Below are 17,355 nucleotides of genomic sequence, written 5' to 3'. Positions count from 1 at the left end.
ACCCTCTCCTCCTTCTCTAATATATTTACACTTTTTCCATTCATATCCTTCCAACATAAAAAAGACGTTATCATAAGCACATTTCAAAATGAAATCGCTATGATAATGTCTTTTAAAAACAATATAATAAGATAAAGCGTTATTTATTTTTTAAATATATTTTTTCTAAACACAAACATACTCAGTGCAGATAAAACTAATGCTAAGCCACCAAATAGAGATACATTACTTTCTTGGCCACCTGTTGCTGCTAAAGATTTTTCACTTTCTTCTTTCTTCTTGCTAACTTGTTTATCTGACACATTTTCTTTCGCTGCTTGCTTCACTACTTCCTGTGCTTGTACCGCTTCCTTCTTCTGAACAGTAGCTGTTCCTAATTCATTTGAGCCCTCTGTTTGTTTCTCAACGTTTGCTTCCAGCTCGTGTACATTTTCACCCTCTGTTACAGGTTCACTTGGCTCTTCTTTTGGCTTTTCTACTTCCGCCTCTGGTTTACTTGGCTCTTCTTCTGGCTTCTCTACTTCTGCCTCTGGTTTACTTGGCTCTTCCTTCGGCTTCTCTACTTCCGCCTCTGGCTTACTTGGCTCTTCTTTTGGCTCTTCTTTTGGCTCTTCTACTTCCGCCTCTGGTTTACTTGGCTCTTCTTTTGGCTCTTCTACTTCCGCCTCTGGTTTACTTGGCTCTTCTTTTGGCTTTTCTACTTCCGCCTCTGGTTTACTTGGCTCTTCTTCTGGCTTCTCTACTTCCGCCTCTGGTTTACTTGGCTCTTCTTTTGGTTTTTCTACTTCCGTCTCTGGTTTACTTGGCTCTTCTTTTGGTTTTTCTACTTCCGTCTCTGGTTTACTTGGCTCTTCCTTCGGCTTTTCTACTTCTTCCTCTACTTGGTCTAATTTCTCTACAATATTTTGTACAACTTCACCGCTAAACCATATACGAAGTCCAAATTGATCATTTCCATCAAAAGCAAAATCGTATTTCTTCTCACCTGGTGTTGTCCATACGATAGTGCCATCATCTTCATTTAAGATTCCGCCTTCACTTTTCAGTTTAATACCTTCAAGTGGTTCACCTTCTACATCATGAACTGGAATTTTCACTACTTGGTTCACTTGTGCATCTTCTAATTTAATTTTCTGCCTTCTAATATCAATTGTCGCCCACTGAGATAGTTGGATAATCGGTCTTACATCTTGAATTTCATTTCCAGGAAGCTTTAAACTAATTAATTCTAACATTGAAGAAAAAACAGAAATATCCTTAATTTTATTATCCGATAAATCTAACCACTGTAAATTCGCTAATTTGCTTAATGGAGCTACATCTACTACTTTATTTCCCACAATTTCAAGTGAGTTTAACTTATTTATCTTACTGATTTCCTCTAAACCACTAATATTATTATGATTTACTACTAATTTGTCTAATTCATTTAATTGAGAAATTCCTTCAAAATCCGCATTATCAATTTTATTATTGGATATATTCAACATCTTTAAAGTGTTTATTTTGAATAATTCTTTTGCATTTTTAACACTGTTATTGCTTATATTTAATTTTTCAAGTTGTGTTAATGAACTTATTGGCTTCATATCTTCAATTTCATTATTGGATAAATCTACTATTTTCAAGTTTCTCAAACCCGAGATAAAATTCGCATTTTTTAATCCAAAATTCTGTATCGTAAGCTCCTCCAGGTTTGTCATAAACTCTAGTCCACCAACATCTATTATTCCTTGCTTCTCTCCATCAGCCATTTTAAATTTCTTAATTGTTAATAAATCTTCCTTTGTAATAGGCATATCTAAATTTTTTCTCTCAAAATTATGTTTGTTCATATATCGTTTTAAGTTTTTATCTTTGATTACATTGTCACTTTCTTCACGTTGTTCAACAATTTTTTGAACTACCATTCCATGGAATCTTATTTTGCTTTCAGCAGGAGCGACTTCTAACTTAAATTCATACATTTTTTCCCCTAAGCTATTCCACTTTATCAATCCATTTGCAATACTTCCACTTTCACTCTTCCATTGAATTGTTTGAATAGGATCGCCTTTTAAATCGTATACAGGAATTTCAATATTATTATTTACATAGCCTTCATCTAAAAAGACTTTTTGCCTTTGGACATCTATGCTAATTTTTTTACCCAATTCTTGTATAGGTCTTATATCACGAATCTCATTTGTTGCAAGCTTTAAGTCATATAAATTCTTCAAGTTGCTCAACGATGTTATGTCGGAAATATAATTTTCTTCTAAGTTTAATGCTTGTAAACTAGTTGATTTAGATAATGACGCAATATCTTGTATTTCATTATTTTTAAGATTAAGTTCCGCCAAACTATCCAGTTTACTAATCGGTTCAATATTTTCAATCCCATTATTTTCAGCAGCTAAAGTGCTTAATTTATTTAATTGCTCAATACCTGTAAAATCACTAACCTGATTAGAACTAATATATAATTCCCTTAAATTTGATAATGTATACAGTGGCTTAATATCTTTGATTTTATTACTTGTTAAATCGATTGTTCGGATTTTTTTCAGCTGATTTAACGGCGTTACATCAACAATTTTATTATTTTGTAAACGAAGTGTATCTAACCTCTCTAGGTTTGCAATCGGTTCAATATTTTCAATTTTATTACCGGAAAGATTAACTTGTTTTAATTTCTTCAACTGTGAAATTGCCCCTATATTTCTCACTTCTGATTCTTCTAGCGTTAACTTCTCTAGATTTTCCATGTGCTCTAAACCTTTTAAACTACTAATCCCTTGGCCAGAGTATATGATTAATTCTTTTATTTCAGCTAAATCTTCTTTTTTTATAGGTTCGTTTACATCTTTTCTGTTTAATGCATACTTATTAATAGCCTGTTGTAATTTTTTATCTACTATTACATTTTGTGTTCCATCATTTTGTTGTTCTTGTTCATCATCATGATCCTCTATATCATCATCTTCTACATATGTTTTTAAGTTCACATCAAAATCTACTTGGAAATTCTTATCGTATCCTAAAGTTGGAATTAAAATATGCATTTGCATACCGTATCTCTTTCCTAATTCCTTCACCTCAAACTGTATAACTTTCGTCCCATGCTTTCTTTTATCCTCTGATAATACTTTCACATCTTTGTATACACCCGGATTGTTCACATCTTCAACCTTAAGGTATTCAAAAAAATCACTATCTTTTAATGTCGCCGTGATAATCCTTTTTCCATTTTCAATCGTTAATTTAGGATTTTTTATATAAACTGTTACATATGATTCTTCATCTGAATTTTGTTTGTATGCTTTAATCACAGCATCAAAAGCATATTTACTTACATTCTGTCCAGCCTTACTTTCTGCGGCTACAGTGGACGCCAATGCCGGCGTAGAATATGTAGCAAATGGTAACGATAACGTTGCCGCTATTAACATTGCATTTATATGTTTTCTTTTATTGTTCTTCAACCTTACATCTCCTCCGAAATATATAATTCAAAATGTAATCATTTCTCGAGTAAATGATAATGATTTTCATTTTCAATGTCAACTAACAATATAAATATTTTACAAAAACTTCGCAAAAATTTCACAAAAAAATAACCCCTTAAAAAGGGGTTATGCCATTCTCTCTCCTGATTCTTCTCTAAAAAAGCTTTTCATCGCATGGAATACGTCTGCTTTTTGCTTTAATATATAGTACCTAAAGTTTTCATCTTTAATATTTTTATAGGCTGACATGAGTGTGCTGTGACGATTATACTGGTTCACTTCACCGTAGCCAAACATATTACACTTCTTCATTAATTCTTCCACAAGCTTTACGCATCTAGCATTATCTGATGTTAAATTATCACCGTCTGAAAAATGGAATGGATAAATATTATAGCGGTCTGGTGAGTATTTATTATCGATAAGCTCTAATGCTTTTTTGTATACAGAAGAACATATTGTTCCTCCACTTTCTCCTTTTGAGAAAAACTCTTCTTCTGTGACTACTTTCGCTTCTGTATGATGAGCGATAAATTCGATATCAACTGTTTCATACTTTGTACGTAAAAATCTCGTCATCCAGAAAAAGAAACTGCGTGCCATATATTTCTCCCATATTCCCATCGATCCACTCGTATCCATCATTGCTAATACAACAGCTTTGGAATCTGGCTTCAATACTTCATTCCAAGTACGGAACTTTAGGTCTTCTTGATGAATTGGATGGAAAGATGCTTTCCCACGCATTGCATTTCGTTTATATGCAGATATCATCGTTCGTTTCTTATCAATATTTCCCCATAATCCTGTTTTTCTAATATCATTAAATTCAACTTGCTCAATCCGATTTTCATCCAGTTCTTTTCTCTTCAAATTAGGTAATTCCAATTCCTTGAAAAACGCTTGCTCTAATTCTAAAATAGAGACTTCAGCCTCATAGTAATCTTCTCCAGCCGCATCTCCCGCACCTTGACCTTTTCCTGGTCCTTTTTGCTTTTGACCACCTGATCCATCTCTCGCAACGACATCTCCAACTTTGCTATCACCGTTTCCTTGCCCAACATGTTTATTTTTATCGTAATTGTATCTAATCTTATATTCATCTAAAGAACGAATTGGTATTTTTACAACATCCTTGCCATTAGACATCACTATACTTTCTTCTGTTACAAGGTCTGGTAAATTATTTTTAATTGCCTCTTGCACTTTTTCTTGATGGCGTTGTTGGTCGTCATATCCTTTGCGATGGAGGGACCAGTTTTCCTGTGAAATCGTATAATTTGGTTGATTTTCTTCGCCCATTCCTTTCCCTCCTTACTGTAATTGTCTTTCTCTATGAACAGCAATTTATACATTTTGTTCTGTAATGTGCGAGCTAGAATATTGGAAATATAACTGTCCATCGAAAATCATCCCATAAACATATATAACGTTTTTCATACAATACTCCGAGCACCTTAAACAAAATTTTGCCACTCACATAATAGAAATGACATTTAACCGTCGATAAGAAAGAAACACAATGCATTGTTGCACACATTTTCACTTTGCAACATATTGTATTGTGTTGGCTTTTTTCGTATGAATGGTTGGTTACTCTATCATATGCATATTGTAAAAATAATTGACAATAAATTCATAAAATTGCATCTTAATTTATTATATTCGGACAAGGTATGACACTTTATACACATATGAACGGATAATAAAACGCTGTCCCGCAAAATACAAGAGACAGCGTTTTGTTATCAAACTATCGATTTAGCAGGCTACCTACATAGCGTAATAATTCATTTGCTGAAGAAGAATTATAGCCGTGCTCATCAATTAAACGTGCAACAACATCATTAATCTTCTTAAGCTGATTTTCGTCTGGTGTTTTCGTTGATGTTGTAATTTTCACTATATCTTTTAAATCAGCAAATAGTTTTTTCTGAATCGCTTCACGAAGACGTTCGTGCGAATTATAATCGAAACGCTTTCCTTTACGTGCATAAGCAGAAATACGAATTAAAATTTCCTCACGGAATGCTTTTTTAGCATTTTCTGAAATTCCAATTTGCTCTTCAATTGAGCGCATTAATTTTTCATCTGGGCTCATTTCTTCACCTGTTAACGGATCACGTAATTTCGACTTATTGCAGTACGCCTCAACGTTATCTAAGTAATTATCCATAAGTGTCTTCGCTGATTCTTCGTATGAATAAACAAACGCTTTTTGTACCTCTTTCTTCGCAATTTCATCGTATTCTTTTCTCGCTAATGAAATGAAATTCATATAGCGCTCTCGATCTTCATTGCTAATGGATGGATGCTGATCTAATCCATCTTTTAAAGATCTCAGTACATCTAGTGCGTTAATAGATGGTACCTCTTTTCGAATAATTGTAGAAGAAATTCGGTTAATGACATAGCGAGGATCAATCCCTCTCATACCTTCATCTTGATATTCGCGTTGCAGCTCCTCTACATCAATTGCATTATAACCTTCTACCGTTTCTCCATCATATAAACGCATTTTTTTAATTAAATCAATGTCTGGACGCTTCGGATCTTTTAATCGAGTTAAAATGGTGAACATTGCTGCAACACGAAGTGTATGTGGTGCAATATGCACGTTTGATACGTCACTTTCACGAATCATTTTTTCATAAATATGTTCTTCTTCACTTACTCGTAAATTATATGGAACCGGCATTACAATAATCCGCGAATGTAATGCTTCATTTTTCTTATTTGCTATGAAAGAACGATACTCTGTTTCATTCGTATGCGCTACGATTAATTCATCTGCTGAAATAAGCGCAAACCTACCCGCTTTGAAGTTTCCTTCTTGCGTAAGTGATAATAAATGCCATAAAAATTTCTCATCACATTTTAACATCTCTTGGAATTCCATCATCCCACGGTTTGCCTTATTCAATTCTCCATCAAAGCGATACGCACGAGGGTCTGATTCTGAACCATATTCTGCAATTGTAGAGAAATCAAGACTTCCTGTTAAGTCAGCAATATCTTGTGACTTCGGATCTGAAGGACTAAATGTACCAATTCCTGTACGGCGATCTTCCGAGAAGAAAATACGCTCTACAACAACATCCTCAATTCTTGACCCATATTCTTGTTCTAAACGCATTACATTTAATGGTGATAGATTCCCTTCAATTCTTACTCCATACTCATCAAAGAAATCATCACGTAAATGATGCGGAATTAAATGCAGTGGATCTTCATGCATTGGGCAACCTTTAATCGCAAAAATTGCTCCGCGATCTGTACGTGAATATGTTTCCAATCCTCGTTTTAACATCGTAACTAAAGTTGATTTACCACCACTAACAGGACCCATTAATAATAATATACGTTTTCTAACATCTAATCGTTTGGCAGATGGATGAAAATATTCTTCCACAAGGCGTTCCAAAGCATCCTCTAATCCAAATAGCTGATTACTAAAGAAGTTATACTTTCTTCTACCATCTACTTCTTCAATGCCAGCATCTTTTATCATATTGTAAATGCGAGAGTGTGCTGTTTGAGCCACCCATGGTCTTTCTTTCACAAGCTCCAAATACTCCGCAAACGTACCTTCCCATTGTAAACGTTCTTCTGCTTCTCGATGTTGTTCAATTTTCTTTAGAATATCCATTATAGCTCCTCCCCCATCTCCTTGTTCAATCGGATTATTATAAAAGGTATGCTAGGATGTCCTTAAACATTCTTTAAATCAAAACGAAATATATAATCGTGCAATAAAATTCTCTCCAAAATTCAAAGAAAATTCTGTATAATAAAGATATTAAAGGTTTCACACCGCTATTCATTTTAAATTAATTCTTTTCTTCTAAGAACCTTACATACATTTCGAGTAGTTAATAAAATTCGTAAACCGAAAAAGTAGGGGGAATATTAATATGAAATTACTATTAATTTTAGGTGTATCACTCACATTTCTTACAGCCATTTTCACATCTGGTTACAACGATAAACCAGGTACACATAAAAAGTGATGTGCTTTTTAGCACATCACTTTTTTGTATCAATTATTTATAATATACATTCTCCACATCATGCTTTGATAAAGGACGGCTATAATAATAACCTTGTACAAGTTTCACATTCTTTTCCTTCAAAAATTGGACTTGCTCCACTTTTTCTACGCCTTCTGCAATTACATTCAATCCTAAAGTATGAGCTAAATGAATAATTGCAGCTGTAATATTTGTATCACGTTCATCTATATGTATACCTTCCATAAAAGAACGATCAATTTTTAAAGTATCAATTGGATATGTTTTTAAATAACTTAAAGATGAATACCCAGTTCCAAAATCATCTAAATGAATCTTTACATTTTGTTCTTTTAATTGTAGCAACACTCTTTTCGATAAATCTTTATGTATAAGTGCTCCTTCTGTAACTTCTATTCCTAATAAATGAGGTGGTACGTTATACTTATTTAAAGCTCTTGTAATCATTTCGATTAATGTAATAGAACGAAAATGTCTAGCTGAAATATTCACTGCAATTGGGACAACTTCATAGTCCTTATTTAGCCATTCACGTATTTGTTTACACACTTGATTCACTACCCATTCATCAAGCTTAATAATAAATCCGGTTCTTTCTGCTAGTGGAATAAACTGACTAGGTGGAACAAATCCTAGCTCCTTATTTTCCCATCTTATTAAAGCTTCCATACTAGCTATTTTTTTCGTTTCAATATTAACTTGCGGCTGATAATATAAGAAAAACTCATTTTTCTCTATAGCTCGATATAACTGGTTTTCTATTATAAACCTTTTTTCACGTTCACAATCTAATCCGTTGCAATAAAAATGATAATGCCCTTTCCCTTTTTCCTTTGCTTTTTCTAGGGCAGCATCCACTCTTTGAAAAAGTATTTTTTCATCTTCTCCATCTGTTGGTGCCATTACAATCCCAATGGACGCACTTAAATACACGTCCTCTTCTTCTATTACAAAATAATTACTAATGTTTTTTAATATATTTTTTGCAACTTCCTCTACATATTCTTTCGTTATATTTTCTATTAACATAACAAATTGATCATCATGCTCTCTAAATAAATGCATACCTTCTATTTGTAGATTGCTCAAACATTCTGTAACTTTTTGTAATACTTTATCTCCTTCTTTATGACCAAATGTATCATTAATAAGGTGAAACTCATCTAAATCAATAAACACAAGTGCAAAATTTATATTCTCATTTAAAAAAACATTTAACTTATTTGTACATGAAATTCTATTCATCAACCCTGTTAATTGATCATAATAAGCTAAATATTCCGTTCGCTTCTCATTTAATACTTGCCTCGTAACATCTCTTGTAACAATATACACCCCAACAATTTCCCCGTTCACAATAATTGGGATAGTTCTCAAAGAAATATATAACTCGTACCCTTCTTTATGAACATATTTCTTTGAAACGATTTGTGTTGCCCTTCCTTGTAGAGCTTCCTTAAATATCATTTGAAAGTCTTTTTCATATTCTTTATTAATAAATTTAAAAATAAACTTATTACTTAATTCTTCATATCGGTATCCAAATATTTCATACGTTGCCGGATTTGCATATGTAATTTTACCTATAGAATCTATAGATATAATGGAATCATTATTATATTCAAGTAATGACTTAAATAACATTTGTTTTTCTTCTATTTCTACTTTCTCCTCAATCTGAGCTGTAATATCCCTTGTAATACAAATAATAAACTGGCATATTCCTTCTTCATCGTATACAGGATTAAGTGACGACTCATAGTGTAGATTACCAGTTGATAAACTAATCACATCACAAAAAGTATGTGCTCTCGCTTCCCGTATTACTTGAGTATATTGCCTTTGTAAGATTCTTGCTTTGTCTACTGATAGCACTTCCGTAAACGTTTTTCCATAGCACTCTTCGCTTAGCTTCGCATAATCCATGCCTATTTTATTCACATAAATATATTTAAAAGTTTCATCATCAATAACTTTCACAATAAACACTAAATCTTGAATAGCATGTAACAGTCCCTGTCTTATTAAATCCATATCTATCATACTTAAAAAGGTATTTTGATTATTATATTGTTCCTTCATATTTATCTCAACCCGTCTTATCTATTTTTAATCATATATCCCATTCTATATGAATATGTACCCTTTTTAAAATGTATGATTGCATATTATTTTTATTTTTAGAAAAAAAGTCGCCAAATGGCGACTTTTAATAAACGATTTCTAAATCTAATCCTGGGTAATTTTGTTGACGGAACGCTTCATAAATTAAAATTGCTGCTGTATTAGATAAATTTAATGAGCGTACTTTATCAGTCATTGGAATACGTAAACAATGATCGAAGTTTTCTTCGATTACATTAGCTGGTAAGCCGTTTGTTTCTCTTCCAAATACAAAATAATAATCCTTCTCACGCTTGCTATAGTCAAAAGCTGTATGAGCTTTCTCACCATACTTTGTTAAATAGAAGAATTCACCATCTTTATTTTTTTCATAAAATTCTTCAATTGAATCATAATACGTAACCTTCACGTGCTGCCAATAATCTAATCCTGCACGCTTTAACATTTTATCATCCGTTGAAAATCCAAGCGGTCTAATCAAATGTAATTCTGTTCCAGTTGCTGCACAAGTACGAGCAATATTTCCTGTATTTGCTGGAATTTCTGGTTGATATAAAACAACATGTACTCCCACGCGATATTCACCTCTGTTTTTTGTCTACTACGTATTATACCACTTGAGCGAAAAATCTCTACCCATTAATAATATGAAAGAATTTATATTTCATTTGTGGTGTATATTTACTAGAGTCTTCATAGTTCCAATAACGACGACGGCTATTCGCAGAATGTGCATTTACAAGTGGCATACCATCTGCGTCTTTTGCTACTACAATTGTCGTATGATTCCATCTACCATCATCCTCGAAATCGTAAGCAATGACATCTCCAAGAATAAGATCTTCTGGCCTTTCGACAGCTTCTGCTCGAAGACCTGCTGTAGCACCTGACAAATACCAATAAAAAGAATGTGCGACAGCCCAGCTCCAACTCCACTGATTTTCCCTTTGCCACCATCCTTTACGAATATTAGGATATCCATTCATTGGTACTTCTCCCGTATGAAGACATTGTGAAATAAAATTTGTACAATTATCAGGAAAATTGCGATATATAGGGTTTCGGTCATCCCACCAACGCTCTGCATATTTCACTGCCTCTAAACGATTATACTGATAAGAACCGTACTTCTCTTTCACAACTTCCCTTTCTAACGTCTCACCTATGCCTATTTCTTTTAACACTTCAATAGCATAATCACCTATTACACGATTATTCTTTAAACATACTCTTCGTTTTAATTGTTCCTCTTCGATATAAAATAATTCTTTATGCCTAATTAAATATTTCAAATGTATTTGATAATCAATTTCTTGATGGTTACTACTGTTTAACTGTCTAATGAAAGAAACATCCGCAGTTGCTTTCACTATATGTGCACTACGTTTTTGAAACAAGTGTTTCTTTCTCTGTGCTATTTGTAATAAATCTTCAGCAATACCATCCACATTCGTTCGTTTCTCCGTTATATATGCTAAAAATTGTTGTACTTGGTTTTCAATCTTCGTTTTTACAACCATTCTGTCTCCCTCCCATATTACAATATGAAAAAGGGAAATATTATCTACTCTTTTTTCTGTGCTAACAATTCAAGCCCACGATTCATTTCATGAAGGACCTCTTCATCTTTCTCACGTTGCATCGCTTTTTCAATCGCTTCGCCTACTCCGTCACCGCCAATTTTCCCAAGGGCCCACGCTGCCGTTCCACGAAGTACTGGTCTTGGGTCATCTTTCATAACACCAATTAAATCAGGAATTGCTGACGCTTCTTTAAAATGTGCAAGTGCTAAAATAGCATTACGTTGCAATGGCTTTTTACCTCTCCATGATCCGGACATAATACCATATTTCTCTTTAAAATCACGATTACTAATTGTTAAAAGTGGTGTTAATAACGGTTTAACTAACTCAGGATCTGGCTCCATTTCAGGGTGATTATGAAAATCCATTCCTTTATTTTTCGGACAAACAGTCTGACATGTATCACATCCATATATACGATTCCCTATTTTATCGCGGTATTCTTCAGGTAGGAATCCTTTCGTCTGTGTTAAAAATGCAATACATTTCTTCGAATCTAACTGTCCGCCCTGTATTAAAGCACCTGTAGGACAAATATCAATACATTTCGTACAGCTTCCACATTGATCTTCTATTGGCTGATCTGGTGGGAATGGAACGTTTGTAATCATTTCTCCTAAGTATACGTATGAACCAAATTCAGGTGTAATAATAGAGCAGTTTTTACCGCTCCACCCTATACCTGCACGCTCTGATACAGCACGATCACTTAACTCACCTGTATCAACCATTGACTTTACTTCTATCTCTGGAAGCTTTTCAATTAAATATGCCTCTAACTTTTGCAAACGATCTCGTAAAACAAGGTGATAGTCTTGTCCCCATGAAGCGCGACAAAATATTCCACGGCGCTCTCCTCTTTTGCTTAACGGTGCATTTTTTAATTTAGAAGGATATGCCAAAGCAATCGCAATAATTGATTTCGCTCCAGGTAATAAAAGCTGTGGATTTGTTCTCTTCTCTATATCAGATTCTTCAAATCCAGACTGATAATTTAATTGTTGCTGCTGGATTAAACGCTGCTTTAACTCCTCAAACGGGGAAGCACTCGCAAAACCTATTTTATCTATACCAATTGTTTTGCTATACGCAATTACATCTTGCTTTAATTGTTCAAAGTCCATTCTTAAAACGCCTCCTCAGATGAATCCATGCCTTATGTAACACTCTATTGGTTAGCAATTCACTTTTGGAATACTATTCTTTACTTCTATTTTCGCATACAATTATGTTTTCCAAACATTAAAAAACGCAATGCCTCGTTTATCTTGGAAACGAAACACTGCGTTGATCACAATTTATTAGAAAAATATTAAATAAAGTTTGGAGCGGGTGAAGAGAATCGAACTCTCGACCAGAGCTTGGAAGGCTCTTGTTTTACCACTAAACTACACCCGCAAATATGAATTACATATAAGATATTAGAATAACTTATGTAAAGTAGTATAGCATGTAAAAAAAACGGAAGCAAGAATTTTATCGAAAAAAGTCGAAAAAGTGATGAGAGACCTCATCACTTTTTCAATTCTTTATCAATTGCCTTCTTCATACTATCGAAATCAGGGTTTGCAAGATTTCCGTTTACATATACTGAAGGAGCCCCTTGAACTTTTAATTTTTGAGCACGATCTGAATCTTTACGTACTTTTTCTGTAATTTCTTTACTATGTAAATCTTTCTTAAATTTCTCTACATCAACTTTTGGAAGTTTCTCTTTCACAATGTTAAGAAGCAACTCTTCTGTAATCCATTCTTCCGTATCTTTCTTTTGACTTTGATAAATTTCATCATAGAAAATCCAGAATGAATCTTGATCTTGTTTATAAATTGCTTCACCAGCTGCTGCACCTAAATCAGAGTCTTTTCCGATAAATGGGAAGTTAATAAAATATAACTGCACTTTACCTTTATCAATATACTCTTCTTTTAATCGTGGCAATACTGTTACATCCCAAGTACGACAAGCAGGACATTTGAAGTCTCCAAATTCAACTACCTTAACCGGAGCATCATCTTTCCCTAAAGATTGTTGTGTGGAATAAGCAAACATCTCATTCCCTTTATCTTTTTTGTCATTTATGATGCTATACGCAATTGTTCCAATTACAATCAATACTGCGATAGAAAAAACTATACCAAGAGCCATGAGTTTATTTGATTTCATATACATTCCTCTTTAAATTCATATTCTGTATACAGCATTGTACACAATACACATAATATCAACACTTATATATGTCACGCAATGAACACGCTCACATAAATTACAAAAATACAACAATTGTGACGATATTGTGTCACAATTTATTCAAAAAAAGAAGTTCCTATGTAGGAACTTCTCTTAACTGACAGCTTTTTCACGAGCGTTATTTAACATCGATTGTTCTGTTTTTATATCATGACGAATTACTAATTTCTCACTAACTGCTTGCACATATTCATCATGATTGATATAGCCTTCTTTCTCCATCAATCTCAAAACGACATTTCGTCTCTCGACGGCCTTATCATAATTTTGTGCAGGTGAGTAATAAGCAGGTGCTTTTACTACAGCAGCCATCATTGCACTTTCAGCTAACGTTAATTGATCCACCTTTTTACCAAAGTAAAGATTTGCTGCTTTTTCAATCCCCCATGCGCCTTCCCCATAATAAATATTACTTACATATAATTTTAAAATTTCATCCTTCGTAAATGTGCGTTCAATTTTTTTCGTATAAAAAATTTCTTTCCACTTACGAGAAAATGTACGCTCATTAGTTAAAAAAGCATTTTTAGATAACTGCTGTGTAATCGTGCTTCCTCCTTGCACAACACCACCAGCTTTTATATTCTCAATAGAAGCCCTGATAATTGCTATATAGTCTAAACCATTATGATGATAAAACCTTTTATCTTCCGTCGCAATAAATGCGTGTGTTACTGACTCTGGTACTTCTAACTTAGCAGATACATGTAATTTACTAATATCACTTCGCTCAATCATTACATTTCCAACGAATAATAATGCAAAACTTAACAATAATAATAATATAATGGCTTTATAAAAAAATTTAGTTAATGGATTTAATGCAACTTTTTGATGATAGTTCACTCTAGATAATACTCGTTCTTTCATCTTGAACACCTCTTTTCCACACAGCATATATAACTCTTACCTTAAGGATACTTTGTTGTAAAAGAATCTCCCATCGATTTCTCTTACACATACCTTACAACATTGTAAGGTGTAAAAATGTATTGTATCACAGTCCTTTTTTATCTACTATTCATATGAAATGTTGAATATACATCGATTAAAACCTTAAGAACCAATAACGTTGTAAAAAGTAAGGTCTTTATACCTCACTTTATTCTTTTATTATATCATCTACAAATTGCTACTTTTAAACATCTAGTAATCTAATTATATATGATACATTACTATTATACAGAACAAACGTTCCTAAAATCAATTATAGATACATAAAACCCTTATTAATTAAAACTTCACTTTATTATTGTGACCTTTTTCTGAAACAGTATACATAAAGAAAAGGTTAGCAATTTGGGGTATCCTCAAATCGCTAACCTTTTCTTTACAACCTTCCTATGAGATTATACGGCTGAACTTCCCATGTTTCGTATGGAATAAAATGCGTTGCGTTCATCGCATCCAGTGTCCTTGATTTCATATGAGGACGCGTTATATACTCATCGATGTTTCCATCGTTTAATGCAACAAATTTAGCCTCTTTAATTTCTTCAGGCTGAATTTTTATTTCACCGCTAACATATGCTACTTTAAACACAACAGCTAAAATATGCATAGAAGCGTTATAATACACGCCTGTAATCCCAATAGGATCCACCGTTAAGCCCGTTTCCTCCAGTATCTCTCTACAAACAGCTTGATCAAGTGCTTCTCCTTCTTCTACTTGCCCTCCAGGCATTTCCCACGTATCAGCTCGCCAGTGTACTTTCGTTAAAAGTACCTCATTCTTTTCATTTGTTAAATAGCCTGCTACAGCAACGATATGCTTTGGTGTTTTATGTTCCATTTTAATCCTCCTAGAAATATTGTTTATTTCATATATTCCCATAAGAATATTCCCTTTCTACAACAAAATACCTTTAATAATTCATCACCTTAATTAACTTCGTAAAAAAAGCCCCTATCCGTTAAAAGATAAGGGGCTTCTATCATATTATTCTCCTAAGTCTACGTTATGGTAAACTTGTTGTACATCTTCTAAGTCTTCTAATGCATCAACCATTTTTTCAAATTGTGTTTGTGCATCTTCAGGAAGTGTTACATCATTTTGTGCAAGCATTGTTAATTCTGCAACTGTAAACTCCTCAACACCAGCATCTTTAAGTGCTGATTGTACTGAATGGAATTGATCAGGTTCAGCATACACGATAACAGCATCTTCTTCTTCTAGAATGTCACGTGCATCCACATCTGCTTCCATTAAAATTTCAAGAACTTCGTCTGATGTTTTACCTTCAAGACCGATAACAGCTGTCGCATCAAACATGTATGCTACAGAACCGTTTACGCCCATGTTACCACTGTTTTTGCTAAATGCAGCTCGTACATCTGCAGCAGTACGGTTTACGTTATTTGTTAACGTATCTACAATTACCATAGATCCATTTGGTCCAAAGCCTTCGTAACGAAGCTCGTCATAATTTTCTTCTGAGCCGCCTTTTGCTTTTTCAACCGCACGATCAATAATTGTTCTTGGTACATTGTATGTTTTCGCACGCTCTAATACGACTCTAAGCGCTTGGTTTGATTCTGGATCTGGCTCGCCTTGTTTTGCTGCCACATAAATTTCACGTCCAAATTTCGCATATATACGGCTTGTATTTGCATCTTTTGATGCTTTTTTTTCTTTAATATTGTTCCATTTACGGCCCATACTTTCCACTCTCTTTCCGGTTTTAAATCTACATAAAGATATTAATATGAAATATAATGCGTATTCAACACATTTTTAAAAGAAATATAAAAAGTTCATTTTTGATTCATATTACAGACATAATATAAATCACTATCATTTTGTTCTTTCGACAAGTTATATTATACATGAATTTCTACATTTATTACGAATTTTAAAATCACATAGCATAATTTAGCAAAAAGACTTTAATATTTCTGTTAGAGTCTTTTTGCATCGCGGGTACCAATGGTCGGGGGCAAACCGATATTCCCGAAAGAATACGAGTTTGAGTCGGTTATAGGATTGAATCCTCAGTTCAACCCATCAGAAACATCGATATATACGTTCTTGAACATTCAATTTTAATTTAAACAACGTTATCACATACGACTATCTTATAAACGAATATATTTCGTTTATAAGGGTTCATCAAGTTGAGTAGTTCGACATAAAACGAGCTTCTTCCTTTTTATAATATGTAACATATTATTGCCCTTACAAAAAACAATACGATATACAAGAGAGTGTTTACACTTTATCTATTATATTTCTTATATAATCAGGATATTTATTCAAATTATGCACTATATCACTTACAAATTTTTCTAATCCGACTATTCTATAGTCATTTATACGTATGATTATATTATTAGCTCGTAAAACAAATTTAGGAATTGAACCCGTTTTATCCTGATGTAAGTAAGAGCAGCTGGCGAATTGAGGATTATTATAATTAGGATATAAATAAAAATTCATTAAGGTAAGTATCTATCTATTTCAATTATATCCTCCTGCAAGTGTTAAAAGTTATTTTTCAACAGAATCAATACCATGTGTATTAATTCTTACACCATATATTCCATCTTTAAATATAGAGCGATCTTCTAAGAATACGAAAAAACGGCTCCTACTGAACGTAAGAGCCGTTTAAATCAACGTTTGTTTGATACCGATGGTCGGGGTCGAACCGACACTCCCGAAGGAACACGATTTTGAGTCGTGCGCGTCTGCCAATTCCGCCACATCGGCACAAAATAAAAGGCGGCAACCGGATTTGAACCGGTGATAAAGGTTTTGCAGACCTCTGCCTTACCACTTGGCTATGCCGCCATATGAAATTTTATTGGAGCGGAAGACGGGATTCGAACCCGCGACCCCAACCTTGGCAAGGTTGTATTCTACCACTGAACTACTTCCGCAA

At 33.7% G+C, this 17,355-nt stretch carries 11 protein-coding genes and 4 tRNA genes; all 15 read right to left on the bottom strand.

Features of this window, described 5'->3' with window-relative positions; all coding sequences use genetic code 11:
• Nucleotides 1-143 precede the first annotated feature (143 nt).
• The 15 genes from BAQ48_RS04640 to BAQ48_RS04565 all read right to left on the bottom strand — a co-directional run bounded on the left by BAQ48_RS04640 (nucleotide 144) and on the right by BAQ48_RS04565 (nucleotide 17,353).
• Nucleotides 144-3,464: a leucine-rich repeat protein gene (locus BAQ48_RS04640; RefSeq protein ID WP_084064405.1), complete on the bottom strand. Its 3,321-nt coding sequence runs from the start codon at nucleotides 3,462-3,464 to the stop codon at nucleotides 144-146.
• 150 nt (nucleotides 3,465-3,614) lie between these two features.
• Nucleotides 3,615-4,790 (bottom strand): sporulation protein YhbH, encoded by a 1,176-nt coding sequence (gene yhbH, locus BAQ48_RS04635; RefSeq protein ID WP_071710153.1) that lies wholly within the window; start codon nucleotides 4,788-4,790, stop codon nucleotides 3,615-3,617.
• 451 nt (nucleotides 4,791-5,241) lie between these two features.
• Nucleotides 5,242-7,137, bottom strand: a complete 1,896-nt coding sequence (locus BAQ48_RS04630) for a PrkA family serine protein kinase (RefSeq protein WP_000353282.1) — start codon at nucleotides 7,135-7,137, stop codon at nucleotides 5,242-5,244.
• Nucleotides 7,138-7,531: 394 nt separating this feature from the next.
• Nucleotides 7,532-9,601: a sensor domain-containing protein gene (locus BAQ48_RS04625; RefSeq protein ID WP_071710152.1), complete on the bottom strand. Its 2,070-nt coding sequence runs from the start codon at nucleotides 9,599-9,601 to the stop codon at nucleotides 7,532-7,534.
• Between the two features lie 127 nt (nucleotides 9,602-9,728).
• A complete protein-coding gene (gene trmL / locus BAQ48_RS04620; RefSeq protein ID WP_000538149.1) occupies nucleotides 9,729-10,217 on the bottom strand; it encodes a tRNA (uridine(34)/cytosine(34)/5-carboxymethylaminomethyluridine(34)-2'-O)-methyltransferase TrmL in 489 nt (162 codons plus the stop codon).
• 58 nt (nucleotides 10,218-10,275) lie between these two features.
• On the bottom strand, nucleotides 10,276-11,163 hold the full coding sequence (locus tag BAQ48_RS04615; protein WP_071710151.1) for an amidase domain-containing protein: 888 nt from the start codon (nucleotides 11,161-11,163) through the stop codon (nucleotides 10,276-10,278).
• 44 nt (nucleotides 11,164-11,207) lie between these two features.
• Nucleotides 11,208-12,350 carry a tRNA epoxyqueuosine(34) reductase QueG gene (gene queG / locus BAQ48_RS04610; RefSeq protein ID WP_071710150.1) on the bottom strand — a complete coding sequence of 381 codons (1,143 nt, stop codon included), beginning with the start codon at nucleotides 12,348-12,350 and terminating at the stop codon, nucleotides 11,208-11,210.
• Between the two features lie 200 nt (nucleotides 12,351-12,550).
• A tRNA-Gly gene (locus BAQ48_RS04605) sits at nucleotides 12,551-12,624 on the bottom strand.
• Between the two features lie 115 nt (nucleotides 12,625-12,739).
• Nucleotides 12,740-13,390, bottom strand: a complete 651-nt coding sequence (locus tag BAQ48_RS04600) for a DsbA family protein (protein WP_000841316.1) — start codon at nucleotides 13,388-13,390, stop codon at nucleotides 12,740-12,742.
• Between the two features lie 177 nt (nucleotides 13,391-13,567).
• Entirely contained in the window at nucleotides 13,568-14,344 is a 777-nt protein-coding gene (locus tag BAQ48_RS04595; RefSeq protein WP_071710149.1) for a transglycosylase domain-containing protein, read from the bottom strand.
• A gap of 460 nt (nucleotides 14,345-14,804) precedes the next feature.
• Nucleotides 14,805-15,266 (bottom strand): NUDIX hydrolase, encoded by a 462-nt coding sequence (locus BAQ48_RS04590; RefSeq protein WP_071710148.1) that lies wholly within the window; start codon nucleotides 15,264-15,266, stop codon nucleotides 14,805-14,807.
• A 147-nt stretch (nucleotides 15,267-15,413) separates the two neighbouring features.
• A complete protein-coding gene (locus BAQ48_RS04585; protein ID WP_071710147.1) occupies nucleotides 15,414-16,133 on the bottom strand; it encodes a YebC/PmpR family DNA-binding transcriptional regulator in 720 nt (239 codons plus the stop codon).
• A gap of 968 nt (nucleotides 16,134-17,101) precedes the next feature.
• Nucleotides 17,102-17,183: transfer RNA gene (locus BAQ48_RS04575), tRNA-Leu, on the bottom strand.
• Between the two features lie 10 nt (nucleotides 17,184-17,193).
• Nucleotides 17,194-17,264 (bottom strand) — tRNA-Cys (locus BAQ48_RS04570).
• A gap of 14 nt (nucleotides 17,265-17,278) precedes the next feature.
• A tRNA-Gly gene (locus tag BAQ48_RS04565) sits at nucleotides 17,279-17,353 on the bottom strand.
• Nucleotides 17,354-17,355 lie beyond the last annotated feature (2 nt).

This window comes from Bacillus luti, assembly GCF_001884105.1.
GTDB classification, from domain to species: domain Bacteria; phylum Bacillota; class Bacilli; order Bacillales; family Bacillaceae_G; genus Bacillus_A; species Bacillus_A luti.
Note: the sequence above shows the minus strand (reverse complement) of the source record. Positions and strands in the feature narration are given on the sequence as shown.

Coding starts and splice junctions, on each gene's coding strand:
- yhbH (WP_071710153.1), bottom strand. CDS start 4,790: ATGGGCGAAGAAAATCAACCAAATTATACGATTTCACAGGAAAACTGG.
- BAQ48_RS04630 (WP_000353282.1), bottom strand. CDS start 7,137: ATGGATATTCTAAAGAAAATTGAACAACATCGAGAAGCAGAAGAACGT.
- BAQ48_RS04625 (WP_071710152.1), bottom strand. CDS start 9,601: ATGAAGGAACAATATAATAATCAAAATACCTTTTTAAGTATGATAGAT.
- BAQ48_RS04615 (WP_071710151.1), bottom strand. CDS start 11,163: ATGGTTGTAAAAACGAAGATTGAAAACCAAGTACAACAATTTTTAGCA.
- queG (WP_071710150.1), bottom strand. CDS start 12,350: ATGGACTTTGAACAATTAAAGCAAGATGTAATTGCGTATAGCAAAACA.
- BAQ48_RS04600 (WP_000841316.1), bottom strand. CDS start 13,390: ATGAAATCAAATAAACTCATGGCTCTTGGTATAGTTTTTTCTATCGCA.
- BAQ48_RS04595 (WP_071710149.1), bottom strand. CDS start 14,344: ATGAAAGAACGAGTATTATCTAGAGTGAACTATCATCAAAAAGTTGCA.
- BAQ48_RS04590 (WP_071710148.1), bottom strand. CDS start 15,266: ATGGAACATAAAACACCAAAGCATATCGTTGCTGTAGCAGGCTATTTA.
- BAQ48_RS04585 (WP_071710147.1), bottom strand. CDS start 16,133: ATGGGCCGTAAATGGAACAATATTAAAGAAAAAAAAGCATCAAAAGAT.